Source organism: Bradyrhizobium sp. 142 (assembly GCF_023074015.1).
In the GTDB taxonomy this organism is placed as follows: domain Bacteria; phylum Pseudomonadota; class Alphaproteobacteria; order Rhizobiales; family Xanthobacteraceae; genus Bradyrhizobium.
Window position 1 is genome coordinate 1 of record NZ_JADPKQ010000496.1, and the last position, 17038, is coordinate 17038.

At 57.9% G+C, this 17038-nt stretch carries 7 protein-coding genes; 3 read left to right on the forward strand and 4 right to left on the reverse strand.

Features of this window, described 5'->3' with window-relative positions; translation table 11 throughout:
• Nucleotides 1-324: 324 nt before the first annotated feature.
• Together hemN and IVA82_RS44750 are read left to right on the forward strand one after the other, a co-directional pair.
• Entirely contained in the window at nt 325-1659 is a 1335-nt protein-coding gene (gene hemN / locus IVA82_RS44745; protein ID WP_247390786.1) for an oxygen-independent coproporphyrinogen III oxidase, read from the forward strand.
• A 1614-nt stretch (nt 1660-3273) separates the two neighbouring features.
• Nucleotides 3274-4869 (forward strand): carbohydrate porin, encoded by a 1596-nt coding sequence (locus IVA82_RS44750; RefSeq protein WP_247493934.1) that lies wholly within the window; start codon nt 3274-3276, stop codon nt 4867-4869.
• 783 nt (nt 4870-5652) lie between these two features.
• Here IVA82_RS44750 and IVA82_RS44755 read toward each other — a convergent pair.
• From IVA82_RS44755 to IVA82_RS44765, 3 genes are all read right to left on the reverse strand, one after another.
• Nucleotides 5653-6582, reverse strand: coding sequence for a TauD/TfdA family dioxygenase (locus IVA82_RS44755; protein ID WP_247390789.1), 930 nt, complete (start codon nt 6580-6582; stop codon nt 5653-5655).
• A 408-nt stretch (nt 6583-6990) separates the two neighbouring features.
• Nucleotides 6991-7791, reverse strand: coding sequence for a right-handed parallel beta-helix repeat-containing protein (locus IVA82_RS44760; RefSeq protein WP_247390791.1), 801 nt, complete (start codon nt 7789-7791; stop codon nt 6991-6993).
• A complete protein-coding gene (locus tag IVA82_RS44765) occupies nt 7788-8339 on the reverse strand; it encodes a hypothetical protein (RefSeq protein ID WP_247390793.1) in 552 nt (183 codons plus the stop codon). Before IVA82_RS44765 ends, IVA82_RS44760 begins: the two co-directional genes overlap by 4 nt.
• A gap of 893 nt (nt 8340-9232) precedes the next feature.
• On the opposite strand from IVA82_RS44765, the gene IVA82_RS44770 reads away from it, so the two are divergent.
• Nucleotides 9233-9859 carry an FMN-binding negative transcriptional regulator gene (locus IVA82_RS44770; RefSeq protein ID WP_247390795.1) on the forward strand — a complete coding sequence of 209 codons (627 nt, stop codon included), beginning with the start codon at nt 9233-9235 and terminating at the stop codon, nt 9857-9859.
• A gap of 765 nt (nt 9860-10624) precedes the next feature.
• Here the strand turns inward: IVA82_RS44770 and IVA82_RS44775 are convergent.
• Nucleotides 10625-16195 (reverse strand): trifunctional serine/threonine-protein kinase/ATP-binding protein/sensor histidine kinase, encoded by a 5571-nt coding sequence (locus tag IVA82_RS44775; RefSeq protein WP_247390797.1) that lies wholly within the window; start codon nt 16193-16195, stop codon nt 10625-10627.
• Nucleotides 16196-17038: the final 843 nt, after the last annotated feature.

The window sequence follows — 17038 nt, forward strand, 5'->3', positions numbered from 1 at the left end:
TCTGTTGGGCCATCCCCACTCCTCTCGAAAAAGGAGCGAAGTCCGGCTGATTCGCGGATCACCCAACGGCGTTCATCACGCCCGTCCACAGCCCTGTTACCCTGGTCGCCATCGACCGGAACAGGTGGTCGTCATCCACCGGAAACGGTGGTCGCCTTCAACCGGAAACCCTGGTCGCCATGGACCGGCGCGCGCATTTCGTCAGCAGATCGGCCGTCACGAAGCTTCCAATTGTCTAGCGACATTCCGGATTACTGTCGGCAAAAAAGGATGCAAAAGACTTCGCTTGCGACCACAAACTTCGTAAACATAGGATAACAATCGTTGCAGACCTCGGTCCTGGAAAAGTATTGCGATGCTCGCCTTCCTTGGTACACCATCTATCCAACTGTAGCCGAGTTCTCCACGGTGTTCGGCGCCGAAGCCTCTGAGGAATGGCTGCAGCGCCTGCCGGTTAATGAGTCCGTGTCGCTCTATTTCCACGTTCCGTTCTGTCGATCGATTTGCTGGTATTGCGGCTTCGCTCGAAGCATCACTCGCCGGGATTCACCCATCCTAGAATTTTTGGCGGTTCTTCGTAAGGAGATCGAGTTGGTCGCGGCGCAGGTGCCGCAACGGCTGCCTGTGAGCGACGTGCACTTCGGCGGTGGAACGCCGACCCTCATCGAGCCCGCGCAGTTCGGGGCACTGATGGAACTTCTGCGCCGCCGCTTTGCGGTTTCGAAAACGGCCGCCATCGCTGTTGAGATCGACCCGCGCACGTTCACGCTCGCCACATCCGAAGCGTTAGCGGCTGCCGGCGTGAACCGCGCGAGCCTGGGCGTCCAGAGCTTCGATCCAATTGTTCAAAAGGCCATTAACCGCGTTCAGAGTGAGGCACAAACAGAGCGCGCTGTCGAAATGCTGCGGCAGCATGGAGTAATGCGCATCAACTTCGACCTCATCTACGGTCTGCCAAATCAGACGGTGCAGTCCTGCGTTCAGACCGCGACTACGGCGGTGGCCATGCGACCAGACCGGCTTGCGGTATTCGGCTACGCGCACGTTCCTTCCTTTAAGAAGAATCAGCGCCTCATCGACGAGGCAGCGCTGCCAGACAGCCCTGCCCGTGCAGAACAGGCCGCGGCGATGGCCAATACACTGATTGCTGCGGGCTACCGCCAAATCGGACTCGACCATTTCGCCTTGCCGGACGATGAGCTCACGCTGGCGCAGAAAGCCGGTCGCCTGCGGCGGAACTCACTGGGTTACTCGGCCGACACCCGCCATAAAGTCATCGGCTTCGGCCCGTCGGCCATCGGCCGCCTTGGCGACGGTTACGTCCAGAACGAAGTTGAAGCGGGTTCTTACAGCGACCAAATCAATGCCGGCCGTCTGGCGACGTCAAAGGGCTACTGTCTCAGCCTCGAAGACCGCGTCCGGGCCGCAATCATCGAGCGGCTGATGTGCGATTTCGAGGTCGACGTTCCGGCAATTTGCATTACTCATGGATTTGACCCGGTCCCTTTCCTCGGTTCACCCGAACGCTTGGCAATGCTCGCCGAGGATGGGATCGTGGAGGTGGAAAAGGGATTCATCCGCGTGAGGCAGGAGCATCGTTTTCTAACTCGCGCTGTGGCGTCCGCATTCGATGCATATCTTGGCACGCCGCTCTGTTAAGACCAGCCAAGGAGCGGTGATCGTATGAATGCATTACCTTCCGTTACGCGCCCAGAAGCCCGGGTAACGAGTTTCGCTCACCTGGTGCAGTCACGTACAGCGCCAAATTCATAAAGGACGCCGTGCGCAGCTGCGCGACGAGAGCCGCCCCGGCCTTAGCCGCGAAGATGGCTGGGCGAGTTGCTGCCGGGGATTGGACGCCCCCGACTGCAACGCAGTCCGCTCAAGCGGCGTGACCGACAAAGTTCAATCACCACCATTGCCCGTATGGCCGCGGACCTCGACCAGGACGACGACTGGCTGCGGGACGTCGCCAACAAAATGGCGATCGAGGACGGCTTCATCTGGGTTTACCGCGTCGGAGAAGATGAGATCTAGGCGTTTAGCGACTTCGGCATCGAAAACCTGATCGAGCTCGTCCGGATGTGCGAAGATATTTCGACCTGGCTCAAGCGCTGGCAGCCCGGGATACCGCAATCAGCCTGCGGTCTACGCTGGATACGAACTCCCAGCAAAGCGGAGCGTTTCGTGGTGATGCACGACGGATCCTATTGATGTGCATGGTCGCCGCTCGACCGGGATCGCTACGGACCGCCGCGTGCAATCCAGAGCAGCAACTCGTCGACGCGATGAGCTAGACCAAAGAGCACAAAAGAACCAGCGCCGGCGCGACACGGCGCCAACGGTAATCCAGCACGACAGTTAGAACCGGATCCCGCGGGATCACGGCCTCGAAACAATCATTTCCCGTAAGAGCCTCGCGCAACCGGAATCGAAGCGACCTTCCCGAATGGCACCCCTCGATGCTGCCATATCGGAGTTCGTCCCTGACGCCGGGATGGTCTCGCGCCGAGCGGCACGATACCTACGATTCGCACAGCGAGGCCGACGTCCCGCGCCCGGTCAACCTACCAAACCTAGCAATTGATGGAGATGACGGACACATGCCAGTCAGTGCCGGTGAAACTCGCTCGGGCCACATCAAGGACGAAGTCGCGATGCGATATAGATCCGGTAAATCCAATCGAGCTGATGGATGTTCTGTCTCCTCCCGCAGCTATCAAAACGCCTCCAATCGCGCTCTCCATCTTCCCATGAGAGCCAATCAAGGCCTCGTGCCGGCCTCAGCGAGCTTACGGGCGTCAAAAGATGTTAGCCCCTTCTGCCCGCCTGTGCTTCATCCCATGGACCGAGCTGCGGGCGGCGTTTCTAGGGTCCAGCGTGTTCTTATGCGAGCTCAGCTACTGGCGCGGCTCTCTGTTGAAGAACATCCTCGTGGCAGCGGATCTGTCGCGAGAATCCCTGGGCTCCGTGCGCTGGCCGCCAATCTCTTGCCAGCGAACGCTCACATCGAGCAGGCCACTCTCCGTGTCGACACGGTGCAGCAGATGCTTGCACTCGATTGAGCGATGGAGCGGCTGGGTTGCGTCGCGCTGGGTACCCACCACGTTGGCCAAGCTGCGCCAGCAGTGGTGATAGCGCGGAAGGCTGAGCGGGTCTCGTTGGCATAGAGATGCCGCCTGGCCTCAAGCGTCACCTAGACCGCCTTGAGCCAAGGATCGAGAACCGCTCTAGGCCGTCAGGTGGAAAGTGCACCTCATTCAAATCACGGACGTGGAAATCACGATGCATTGTTGCGGTATAGCGCCAGTATCCATGCGGGCATACTCGGCTGGCGCAGTTGCTTTCATCTCTCGACCAAGTGCGAAGCCAAGAGGGCGTATTCTCCTTTCCCTGATAGCTAGTCTCGCCTGCAGTTCGGCGGAGGCAGAACCTGGTGATATCTCTGGCCCTAGAAGTCACAGCCCCGATGAGCTCGCCGAGGCAAGAAGCCAAACAATCTCGAATCCGGCTGTAACCTTCCGAAGCGGCCGGCCCAAAGGAGCAGCGCGCCTTTCTGGGAACTCGCTGCCAAAAGCAGCTAGGTCTACCACAACGCGCGACAGTGCGGAGGACACCGCCAAGAGCAGAAGTCAAAAGCAGATTGACCCATTCGCAAAATTCGAGAAGCTCCGCGAAAAAGGTGCGGCGTTCACTGGGCCTGGTCCTGCGGACACCATAGATCAGGATACAGCTTCTGTCAGATCCGAGCTTTCGGATCTCGGGATTGGATTCGCTGGCTGGACCCTAAACACGTTTGTCAACAATCAACTCGGTAATGCGGCCAGAAGCACCATCGCCAATCAACAATATGTCGGCCAGAATCCGACATTTAGTACGGTCAACTCTATGATCGTGACCTATGACCTCGCTCGGTTTGGAATTCCCGACGGTCAGATCGTCGTGGGAGCCGAGCATCAATATTGGACATGGAAGAGCGCCGGGCCAGACCGACTGGGAATCAATGCAGTTTCCTACTATCAAACGTTCTTCGAAAGGAAGATCGAACTCAAAGTGGGTTACCTCAGGAACCAACATGAGTTTGCGGGTGCCGGAGAAAAAGTTTTTGGACCCTCGTCGAAGATGCTGTTCCAAGCAGGCATGAGCAACAATTGGGCGCCAACGCCGGCTCTTAATCTGAAGTACAATTTTGACGATCGCTTATATAACAAGCTCTCAATCCAGCGCTCGCTCAGTCCAGCCGGTCAATATACGCATGTAAGCGAAAATCCCACTGGCTTGAACTGGAGCACGCGCGACGCGGGCATTCTTTTACTTGATGAAGTTTGCTATAAGAACAAGCCTACTCCCGGGGTACCCGAGACTTGGCTGCGGGCTGGCGCGGGCTTTAACAACAGCAGCTACACGGACCTACAGCATCCGACGCAACCGACAGCCAAGGCGAACAGCGTCTACTATGTAGCTGCGGATAGGCAATTCTGGCAGTCTGCCGTCCATGGCTCGGCATCTCGCGGAATCTATGGCGGATTCTCTGCGATGTACGCTCCGCCTGACCTAAATAGGGCTAGTCAGTACTACGAGCTTCGCCTGTATGCGAAGGGCCTGTTTGACAGCCGGCCCACTGATCAGATGAGTCTTGTTGTCAACAACACCATCTGGAGCCATTTCGCGGTGGACGCTGCATTGGCGAAAGAGCAGCTGGCGCACCGGGACAGCACAGCAATTTCGGGACTGTATACGGCGCATCTGGCGCCCGGGATATATACAACCGTAGGACTGACGTACATCAATCACCCGACAAGCATTACCTACACGCCGCAAACAGGACACGCCCTGAATATATTGGTATCTACGTCGGTATTCTTCTAGGCTCTCAGGACTGCGCGGACCGTCATGTAGTCGATATCCCAATCGCCCTTTTCAGCGGCTTGGGCCACCCATCACGGCGATTTTGGTATCCGCTGTGCTCCTGACGCGAAGCCGGGTACCGCGTAAATTGGGCCGTGATATCCAACGTAGCATGCTGTTGGGAATGGTAGGTTAGAGCCTTTGCTGCTTCGGTCTACGAGCGATAGGCCGACGTCGTACTTGCGCAAGAGCTATACCCTCCGGCCGCGGAATGATCTCCGATGCTCATTTGTTCAATCGAGTGCTGAGCTTGCGGCAGCGACATTGCTTTTGGATGATTGCTGGTGCAGCTCGTCAGACTCGCGTCCGAGCTTCGTACTCTGCCATGACAAGCCGAAATCGTGCCCTCGGAGCTTAGTTCACCCCGAAGAGGTGTGGTAAGCGGAACCGCGACACAGATGCCAAAGCTAGCCAACTACGGCAATCGCTATATCTGTCCGACGGACGTGGCGCTGGCCGAAAGGCGATGCGCAAGGTCGGCGGACACGTGCCCGCCTTCCGCGGCAAATCGACCGGACGCGGCCGGATGACTTGCGCCACTCGAATGCTGACTCATTTTCGCCGGGTCGAGACGAGGTTTAGCATCTTACTTCAGCAAGGAGATCGCCTCCCGAGTCTGCGGCGCGTTAGCCCTCCCATCCAATTGCGCGTGGCGTTCTGCTGGGTTCACTTCTCTTCTCAAACATCTATTCGCTCGAACATGCGATAAGAGCAGTGCATTATCGGTGAATTTGCCGAGCCTTGCTAGGCAACCTTCGTGGGCGGGTGCTTCGTCGTCTTGAGGCGCGTTACACTGCATCGACCGTCGACGCTGACGGGCGCGTCACCATCGATTGTGGCACGGTGAACGACGCGATGCTGGTCACCGTAATCGTTGACCGCATAATGCTGCGTTGCGCGGTTATCCCAGATCGCGACATCGCCTTCTTTCCAGCTCCAGCGTACGGTGTTTTCAGGTGCCGTGATATGAGACTGGAATAGATCAAACAGCTTCTGACCGTCGCGTTTTGGGATATCAATAAATCTTTGCACCAGATCGCCGAGCACCAGCGCGCGCTCGCTGGTCTCGGGATGTACACGGACCACTGGGTGCTCCGTCTCATAGATCGTTTTGGTAAAGACCTCATCAAAATGCTTCTGGTCGATTTCGCGAACACGGCAGGTCCCGGCGTAGTCGAAGGCGTTGCTGTGAACGGTCCAGAGTTCGTCGGCAAGCCGTTGGAGCGGCCGCGGCAGATCCAGATAGGCGGCCACAGCGTTCGACCAAATCGTATCGCCACCGGACGATGGGACCACAATGGCTCGCAGCACCGCAAGTCTAGGATACGCCGCGAGAAAGGTTCCATCGGCGTGCCATACATCAGCCCGGCTACCTCCGCGCGCGGAATCAAGCTCGATGATCGAGGTCGTTCCATTGATCGTACCGAGTGTCGGATGCGGCACCAGCCTTCCCAAACAAGCAGCAAATCGCTCCTGCTCCGCGTCATCAAGATGCCCCTGATCGCGGAAAAAGATCACCTTGTGTTCGAGCAGCAAGCTGTTGATCCCAGCGATGGTTTGGCTCGGTAAATCACCCGAGAGCTTGATATTTCTGATTTCAACACCGATGCGCGCTGCGCGCTTGACGACGTCGGTCAGTGGAATGACACTCTCGGTCGAAGCCGTTTGTTTCATTGCGAATTTTTCCAAGCTTTGCGGATTCTTCAAGCGGACAAGGGCGCGTGTGACTCGGCTTCGTAGGCGAGCCTCGCGCTACGGGTACTCTCGAGCAAGCACCATGCCAGTCGGAAAACGGAGCTGTGAACGTCCGTCAGGTACAGGATCGGATTTGAGTCGAACAGTTTGCCAGGAACTCGATGCCACCTCCCACCCTCTTTTCCAACGCCACCCGGGTCGGCGGCGCAAGGCATAGGGCGCATAATCGACAGGAAATGTACCGCTCGGCACCCGAAGAGAAAGGCCATACGGTCGTCGTGCAACGTCGGGCAGCCAGCTGTGCGTGCTGTTCTCGTCCAGTATGCGCCCTCCGCTTAACAGTTTGCGGACGTCGGCCAGTCTCGAGCCGCCTCTGCGAACGGGCCATCACCGGCTCTCAAGGTGTCCGGGACCTGCCCTGGCCGTGATCACCGCCGAAACATCATCGGCTGGAAATGGAAGAGGAATAGATGACCTTGGAAGAGCTCCAAACGATTGAACTACGGCTTCATCCAGGCGAAAGCCATTGATCCGCGGCACTGGGATCGCGATGTTCTCGATGCACCGACGTCCGAGCACGGTGAGACAGATGTTCTGCACGGCCCGGCTGGGTTTGCCCAACAAGCCAAAGGTATGTCCACTACCAGTCTTTATAGGTGTTTCAATGTTATCAAAGTAGTTGCCTCGATCAGTACTTGCACAGATGGTCCAGCATCCACTGCATGGAAGAATCCGCCGCTCTGTTGCGCATTCGTGTTGTGGAAAGTAATTGTTAAAGAGATGAATAATAGCCTGCGCACCGTCAATGTGCGGCGCCCGCCCTGAGATCTCATGGAAATAGTTATTTGCGATGGTGATCGTCTGCGAGACACCAAGAAACAGGAGATTCCAATAGTGCTCCCCGTTACAATAGGAGGAATAGGTATCGCTGCCATCGAAGTCGTTCCAGGAAATCGTAATATTCGTCGTAGGGCCAAAGCCGCCGGCAATCATCTGCCGCCCGATATTATGAAATCGGTTGTGATCGATCCAAACCAGGTCGGCTCGTGCAATTGCAATAGCATCGCCGGCAAATATCACGCCTTGATTGATATCACTGATGGTCAGGTTGCGAATAACGACGTTGCTGACCCCATTTAGGCGTAGCCCCTTCCCTTTGATTGTAGCGCTCGGGCCAACGCCGATCACCGTCTTGTTTGAGCCAATCTCCAGCGGGCGCTTGCCGGCCCTGTCGCCCTGTCGAAGCCGACCAATGTCTTCTCCTCGCCATCGCAATGCGCATCGTTGCCATCCATAAAGAGAAGGGACTCACTTTTATAAGGTGCCGAACAAGCACTGCCGTATTGGCAACCCTGCCCCTCGCCTTGCCCTTCCGTACCGGTAAAGTCTATGGTTCCAGCTACCTGGATCTCGCGCGGACTATTGTCATTGCAGTGCCCGAAGCTGTACGAACGACACAACTCATACTTGAGAGCTTTGGTTGATCTGACCTGAACTACCTCGCCTCCAAGGCCGCCCGTCGCTGCAGAGCCAAAGCCCTTGAGGGCTTCCGATCGCACATTGTTCGGTCCGAGCACGGAGGAGACGCCGACGACGACAGCAAGTCCACCGAGCACGCGCAACGACCGCTTGATGTGCTTCATCGTGTCCTTCATAGGCATGTGCTCTCCCGGAAAATCCGCACGAGGACTTGAACTCTCGAACTCAAATGCTGAACTGGAATAGGCCATCAGCATGCGGCGTTAACGCCATCAGATCGTCCTCAATAAGGCAGGATCGGAATATCGGAACCATGCTACGCAATAGCCGAAGTGTGCAGCCGCAGGCTCCGCACCAGCTGTGATGGATCTGGGTAGCCATTGAGCCAATCACGGCCGATGAAAGCAGCGGTCGATGCTTCGAGAGCCCCGTCAGAGGAATACTGTAGGTTGCAACACGTCTGGCCTGGGCGGATGGCCCGTCGCTCCTGACGTTTTGCTGGACCGGCGGGAGGAGCTTGAGCTCTTCGGCATTTTCGGCCAGCACCAGAACGCGTGGTGCATGATAGTTCGCATCCCGCGGGAAGCAGGTAGGCGGCGCGGCTGGGATCCTCGTCTTCCTGGATTGCACGTCAGATGTCAGGCCCCTTCTTCTGCGATATAGATGGGCGAGATTGGACCCTGTATGTCGCGTGCCAGACACATCACACGGACGGACGCCTCCTATCGATTTCATGACCGGCAATCATCACGCCGCCGGAATGGCTACGATTTCCTTGTTTTTGATATGTCCGTCCAGTGCCAGGGCGGATCTAGCACAACCAGTCACCGCCAACTTGCGACTCGCGGCGCGGCGAGCTGATGCGGCAAGGGCTCAGGCGCAATTCTGGTCGTCCCACATAGCTAAGGCGAAGCTGCTCATGTGCTGCAGTCATCGCCACGAAGAGCCGAATTCGTCTGCAAGCGGCGCGTGGAAGGCAACGGCTGGCCAGCGTGCAAACGCACCTCCGATCTGCACCTTCGACGCATCATAGGTTTACCACCGAAACTACCCACCAAAACTGATTGTTTTTGTGATCCAGCATGAGGCGTACCCCAGTCCGAATCATGAGTCGCCCGGCTTTCCGTCGGGCTGCCGGGGAGCTTCGCCGATGTACACGCCGCCCTCCTTCCAAGTTGTCGATATCACCGACGTTCATCGGACGATGCGCGAGGCACGCTCGGCGACACTGATCACCGCTACTCACGAAGGGCTTGTTGGAACGGTGCTGCCCGTAGTACTCGACGAGAGCGAAGGCTCCATGGGCACGATTTACGCCCACCTGGCGCGTGCGAATCCGCAGTGGAAGCTGACACCGACTGGCGAGGCGATGGCCATTTTCGCTGGAGCGGAGGCCTATGTCAGCCCCTCCTGGTACGTGACCAAGCACGAGAGAGGCGAGGCCGTACCGACGTGGAACTATGTCGCTGTGCATGCCTACGGGCCCGTCGAATTCTTCGATGATGCCGATCGGCTGCGAAAGGTGGTCACGCGACTGACCGATGTGCATGAGCGCTCGGGCAAAGACCGCTGGGCGGTGTCTGACGCCCCTGCCGATTTCGTCAAAACGGAGCTTAAGGGGATCGTCGGTCTGCGATTGCAAATTACACGGTTCGATGGCACGCGGAAGATGAGCCAGAACCGCAGCGCGGCGGATCGCGCCGGCGTCATCGAGGGGTTATCGAAGAGCGACCGTGACGAAGACCGTCGTGTGGCTCACCTCATTGCGAAAGGATGACGAACCCGAACGACGTATTGTGAACGACGCGGTACCACCTGCATTTCTCCATATCCTCGACTGCTCTCCTTCTGCACAGCGATGCGCCGGCGGCGGTCGGTTCCTGCTCGCGTCAGGTGCTTTTCACAGAGCACAGAAAACCATACACGACGCCATCGCTTGCGCGTCACCTATTGCGAGCGGCAGCAGCGGCGCGAGGCCCCGAGGCCAACTCCGGAGAAGAAGAGCGGTACACCGGTTGCAATCCGGGGCCCGCTTCGGGGCGCATGACAGAATGCTCTGCATTGAGATCGGATTCAAGGGGGCAGCGCCGGCTCCACGGTTATCAAAGCAACCGGTTCCTAAACCAGTTTAGCACGGAATCTTGCGATTGGCGCAAACTGATCAGCCACACTGAAACTCTGCACAGCCACAGGCGACGGTTGCATGCATTAAAGTAAATCATGCCGCCCTCCCGACTCAAACAAGATGCTTTGGAGGGCGATTGCCGTCATTCTCTCGAACACTGCGTGTGCAGCTTTCGTCTGATTCCGCTTGACGCCCTGCAGTCTCAAGAGACTTGCAGGAAGCCCTCAAAGCGTCTTGAATCCGACGTTAGGGTCAGATTGCAGATCTTCTGACAATTCGCGACAATCTGCGCTCGCTCCAACACTCCCCGATGGGCAGTAAGAAATGCGAGTGTCTCAAATCCTCAAGGTCTCGCCGCTCGCTTCTGTCACGATGATCGGGGCTCCCGGAGCGCCCTGCTCGATATCGAACTCGAGCCTAACACGTTGAAGAGACCTGTTCCGACCGATCCACGCCCTCCGGCGCAACCGGCATGCTGAACTGAAAGACGGCCCCGCGAGGATCATTGGCGCCCGCCCACATCCGGCCTCCGTGCGCCTCAATGATAGAATGGCAAATGGCCAGCCCCATGCCCATGCCTTCGGACTTGGTGGTGTAAAACGCCTCGAACACGCGGTCAGCGCTGTTCGGATCGAGTCCTGGACCCGTATCCCGAAAAGTGACCACTACGTTATTCGAGTCATCTGTCCGCGCACTGATCAGTAACTCGCGGTCACCTTCGTTGATCTCGCTCATGGCCTCGATGGCGTTCGTGATCAAATTGAGAATCACCTGCCGGACCTGGACGCGATCTGCCCGGACAAGCGGCAACGCCTCAGTCCGTCGCGTTTGCACCCATACGTCATTTTTCGCAAGTTCCGCGCGAACTAGGGCCAGCACCTCTAAGATCAATTCGTCAATTGCGAGAAGCTCCGTTTGCATAGGAGCCTTATTCATAAGAGCGCGGATCCGACGGATCACGTTCCCTGCACGCATACTGTCACGGACAATCAAACCGAAGGTCTGCCGAACTTCTTCCAGATTTGGCGGTTGAGCACCGAGCCAATTTAGCCCCGCCCCCGCATTACTGCTGATCGCGGCAATCGGCTGGTTGACCTCATGGGCGATTGAGGCGGCCAGCTGTCCCATTGTCGTGATCCGATTGGCGTGTGCCAGCCCCATCAGAGTCTCGCGATACCGTCGTTCGCTTTCACGGGCTTCCGCTTCCGCTCTCTTTCGCTCTGTCAGGTCGAGGACGAAGCCAACACCTTGGTCGTCTCGCGCATCGAATACGGCGAGGCCAATTAGCACCGGCACGCGGCTGCCATCCTTGCGGACATACTCTTTCTCGAATTGCTGGACAGCTCCGGTCCTTCTTGCTTCTGTTCCAGCATTCAGTGTGCGCTCGTGCCATTCTGGCGGTGTCAGGTCGAGACCGTTCACTCGCCCCGCGACGAGATCCTCTCGGTCGTATCCAACCATCGTGAGGAAGGTTTGATTTGCCTCGATGATCTCGCCTCCTTCGCGAATGATAAATATTCCGATGATGTTAGCGTCGAGTAAGCGCCGGATTTTCGACTCCCGTTGCTGCACTTCGCTGTACAACCGGCTGTTTTCCAGCGCTGTTGCAGCTTGCGAGGCAAGCATTTTCAGCACCGAGTTGCGGGCAGGCGAGAATATGCGCGCGGCGAGATTATTCTCCAGATAAAGTACGCCGATCAGCTTGCCCTGCGTGATCAGTGGCAGGCAAAGAATAGAACGCGCTTTGCGCTCGCGGATATACGGATCTTCCGCAAATGAAGGCTCGGCGGCAGCATCTTCGAGAATAACGTTTTCGCGGACACGTAGGACGAAATGCAGCACGGACTCGGGAAGCGCCATCGGAGTTACGGGCTGTTCATTCACCTTTACAAGCAGCGCATCCGCTACCGTTGCGGCTTCCGCCTCGATCCGTGGCTCGCCTCCATGCAGCAGAATTAACAAAGCTCGTTCGGCGCCGGCCTGCTCAATGGCAGTCCGCATAAGCGTGTCGATTAGTTTTTGAAGAACAATCTCGCCGGAAATCGCCTGCGACACTTTTGTCACCGTCGCGAGATCAAGATGCTCAACCGGAGCTCCGATCCTCATTCCATTCACGGCAGGAGTGGTCTCCTCATGGCTGAGATGGGGATTCAGCTCGTCGAGCTGACGCACTTTGCCATCTGCTCCCCAACGAAGGTAGCCGCGCCGCGCGTCCTGCAGGTAAACCCGGGAGATTCTGTCAAAACCGCGCGCAGCATAAAAGCGCGCTGCAAGTTCGCAAGCGATTCCCTCGTGGTGGGCGAAACCGTTACGTGCTGCGGTCTGGATTGAGTGTTCATACAGTCGCATTGCGTCTGCATCGCGGTGTTCCCGCCTTGCAATTTCAGCGCCGACCAAGGCAGCCCGATTCTCAAAATTTTCGGGGCAATTCGTCGCCCATATCTGCAGCTGTCTGTAATGGGCATCAATGATATCCCAATGTTGCTGTTGTTCGCTTTCGCCTGGCTTGTCGCAGTAACATGAGTGAGACAGCGCACCATAGAAGTGAAACTCCGCGATCAAGGGCTCTGTGGGCATAGTCCATAATTTGGGCTCCGCCTTGGAGCGAGCATCAACAGCCGCAGCATAATCGCCGGCTAGAAATCGCGCCTGAAGTTTGCGGATCCAGTAGACGGTTTCGCTAGGTGACAGCTCCGGACTCCGTGCCAACGATCGCTCGACCTCTAGCTCGTCAAATTGTTGGTCATCCAAGCAACCGAATGAGCGCGTGAGGCCGCGCATGCTTCTAATGATTGCGAGCTGAGCGGCTACGGTATCAGCAGCAAACTGAACCTTTCTATTCCGTATCGTAGCAAAGCTTTTCTCTATCTCGTTCTGTACCTCTTTCAGGGGATCTCCGGCCATCATCATATTTGAGGTTAGATGAAGCAAGCTGTACGCCTCATAGATGACATCGCCGCTGCTGACCGCAGCTGCGAGCGCTCGCCGAATCAAAACTCGGCTACCTCTTAGGGGCTTCGTCCACGGGATCACGTTGCACCCGAAGGCCAAATAGACGGGAGCCCGAAAGCGGGAGAACTCACCGCGATCAACCAGGTCGCAAGCAAGACGACCAAATTTGTCAGCTGCTTGGTAGTCACCGAAGCGCCCGGCCAAGATTCGGCCTAGCCATGCGTAATGGGCGCAAGAAGCATCAGTGTTGCCGTATTCGAGGCTGATGGTGACAGCTCTGCAGATGACCAAAGCGGATAAATTGGCGTCCGTGAAACCTGCGGGCGGAAGAATGCGCGTCAAGACGGCAAGCGTGGCAAGCGTGGTCTGATCTGTCATTGCAGGCAAACTAGCAAGATCCTCGATTGCGTCGGGCAGCTGTGACCACATCCGCTGATATTCGGCCAATGTTTCCTGGTCCGTCGGATGCTGCGACCACTCGATCCCGACGTCGTGAAGATATTCGAGCCCTGTGAGCACTGCCCGCCCGTGCTGACCGAGCGTCAAGTAAAGATCGACCCGCAAACATGCGACCGTTGCTCGCTGGGGCGCGTTCAAAGCGCGCTTCGACAGTACGGACAGGAGGCTCTCTGCAATGTCCAGCTGGCCTACCAAGAATTCGCATTCAGCCCGGCTTGTCTCCAGTGCAAACGCGAGTTCGTGGCGCCTTCGCCAAGAGTGCTCCGCGAGCAGCGCAGCACCGACGGTGAAATATGTGAGTGCCGAGGCGTAGGCCGCCGACGCCCTGGCACGCTGCCCTGCGACCAAATTCAGCTCTGCGAGCTGCTCACGCTCCTGACCGGAGGCAATTAGCGCGACACCTCGATTGAGTTGGCTGACGATGTCGAAGATAGCCTCTTCGCGTTTGTGCGCAGGGACGTGTGCCGCCAGCATCCGACCGATCCGCAGATGGGCAGGAGCGCGCGAGGATTCCGGCACCAGCAAGTAGGCCGCCTCTTGAACGCGATCGTGGAGGAAGCGGTAGGCTGTTCCGTGGCGCGCGATCAGTTCCTGCCGGATCGCCGGCCACAGGGTCGCATGCACCTGCTCCTGCGAAATTTCGAGCACGATCGCAAGCTCCGCCGTCCCGGCGATGTTGCCGAAACAGGCCAGCTGTTGCAGCGCGTCCTGCGTTTCCTCGGGCAGGCGGATGAGCTTGCCGAGCATCAGCTCTACGACGTTCTCGGTGTACGCTTTTGCGTGAATACGCTCGAGATCCCATCGCCAGCGCGCCGACTCGTGATCGAACGTCAACAGCTGCTCTTCAGCCAGTTCAGAAAGGAATTGAATGGCGAAGAACGGATTACCCATCGTCTTCTGATGCACCAACTTTGCAAGCGGGGCAGCGCGTTTTGGTCCGCAGCGAAGGGTATCCGCGACTAACTGCGCGACATCGTCTGCAGTGAGCGGCGAGAGCGTGATCTCCTCGAAATTTACGTCGGCTCTCCTGATGGAGTCGAGCTTGCGTTTGAGTGGATGGCCTGCATCAAGTTCGTTGCTGCGGTAAGCTCCAATGAGCAGCAGGTGCAGATCCGACTGGGTCAGGAGATCCTCGATCAAGTCGAGCGTTGCGGCATCATGCCACTGCAAATCGTCGAGGAAGAGCACCAAAGGATGGGTTCGCCGGGCGAACACGCCAATAAAGCGGCGAAGCACCAGCTGGAAACGAATTTGCGCTTGCCGGGCTGGAAGCTCAGCAACCGCGGGCTGCTCGCCAATGATCAGGCTCAGATCGGGGATCAATTCGGCCATCAGTCGTCCATTCGCCCCGAGCGCCTCCCGGAGCGCTTGCCGCCAGGTGGCGAGTTCGCCCTCACTTTTGCTGAGAAGAGGACGGACAAGACTCTGAAACGTCTGCACTAGCGTCACATAGGGAACGTCGCGCTTCAGTTGGTCGAATTTGCCTGACACCAACTGCCCGCGCGAGGGCACCAGTGCTTTGTGTAGCTCCTGGACGAGCGAAGACTTACCGACACCGGAGTAACCGGCGACGAGCACCAACCTCGGCGTGCCGCTCTTCACCGCGCGATCGAAAGAGGCAAGCAAAGCCTCGATCTGAAGGGCTCTGCCATAGAGCTTCTCGGGGATGAGCAATCGATCAGGTGTGTCGTCTGTGCCGAGCTCAAACGGGTCGATGCGACCGTGGTTGGCCCATGCTGCGAGACAGTGTTGCAGATCGTGCTCAAGGCCAGCGGCAGTCTGGTAGCGTTCCTCGGCGCTTTTCGCGAGGAGTTTCATCACAATCTGAGATATCGGCTCCGGAAGGTTTTGCGATTTCTCGACGGGCGGTATTGCTTTTCTTGCAATATGACAATGGATCCACTCCAAGGGATCTGAGCCCGTGAACGGCAGCGCGCCGATCAGCATCTGGTAGAATGTCACGCCAAGTGAATAGAGATCACTGCGACAATCGACCGAGCGATTCATTCGTCCGGTCTGTTCGGGCGCCATGTAGGGCAGCGAGCCGGCGATGAACTCGGCAGGCTCAGGCGGCACGCGCTCGCGGGAAAGACGGGAAGCCAGACCAAACCCAGTGAGTCGCACCTGTTCGTCAGGACAATTGACCAGAATGTGAGCGGGCTTCAGGTCCTTGTGGACCAAGCCGTGCCGGTGAAGCTTGCCCACGGCCCTCGCGATACCAACAGCGAGGCGCACGAAGCGCTTGGGCTCCATACGGATCCCGAGTAAATTTAGCAGTGGCTCGCCGCATGGATCCTCCAGGACCAGCATAGTCCGACCAGCTTCCCGGATGAGTTCCAACGGCCGCACCGCCCATGCCTCGTCTAGCTCCTCCCTCAGCTCATACTCATGGGCGAGGCGGTCGAGCGTCGCTGGGTGTTCCGTGATGGGCCGCACGACAAGCACGACAGCCCTGCTGCCGTGGATTTGCCGGCGCCACGCACGGCAGAACGCGCGATCACCGTCCTCCCACAGGGGCTGGATGTCACTGTCGACATTTGAGCCGAACAGAGTTCGGCTGAGGGGGTCCCGCGGCATTTGCCCGCCCGGTCAATAAGGACTGAGCCGAAACCTGACACATATGGGGCGAGCTTGTGAAGGGACTTCGCAAAACGGCGCGAGTACCGATTAAGGCCGCCAAAGAGTGGACCGCGGCACGCCGAGATGCGACTTACACACCCAATACGTGACCCGATCGTGTCGATCCAGCCCAATCCTGCGCGCCGGCCGGGCCTGCACAGCATCGGCAGCGGGCGCTGCCGACTAGCGCAGTGTATGGGCGAAGGATCGTATTCGATAGAGCGGCTCGTGGCCCGTTACCCGACCACGGCCCACTGCCCGACGTGCAGCAGCGCCCAGCTCGCTGCTACCGCTCAAGCAGACAATGACATGTGAAAGCTGATCGGTTTGCCCATGATCGGCACAACGCGCGAGGCCACTGGACGCCGGCTTCTGAGCGCTGCATCGGCCTGAGCGTCCGGGCCGCGATGCGCCAACGCCATCCCATGAGCCAATTGCGAGATCTCCTGGCGCGAACTGAAGCCCCGAGCGCCACAACTTGCTTCGCACAACGTCGTCCGAGTATGTCTTGAGCAAGCGACCATACTATCGACGCGCTCAGTCTTCAGCACCAAACTAACATGGCATTGGGCCGAGAAAAGTGTCTAGTTTCGAAGCCGTCCCGGCACGCGCTGTCAGGGCCTTAGCGTGCGCCCGGTCCGTCCTGGCGTTATCTGTGAAATGTTGATCATGCTGTCCCCATGAAGCAAGCAGCGTGGCGACACTGAACCGCCCCGGGTTTGCCGGAGGCTCCAACTCCTGAGAGGATGGAGCCATGACGAGCAAGACGACGAACAAGTTTTCACCCGAGGTCCGGGCCCG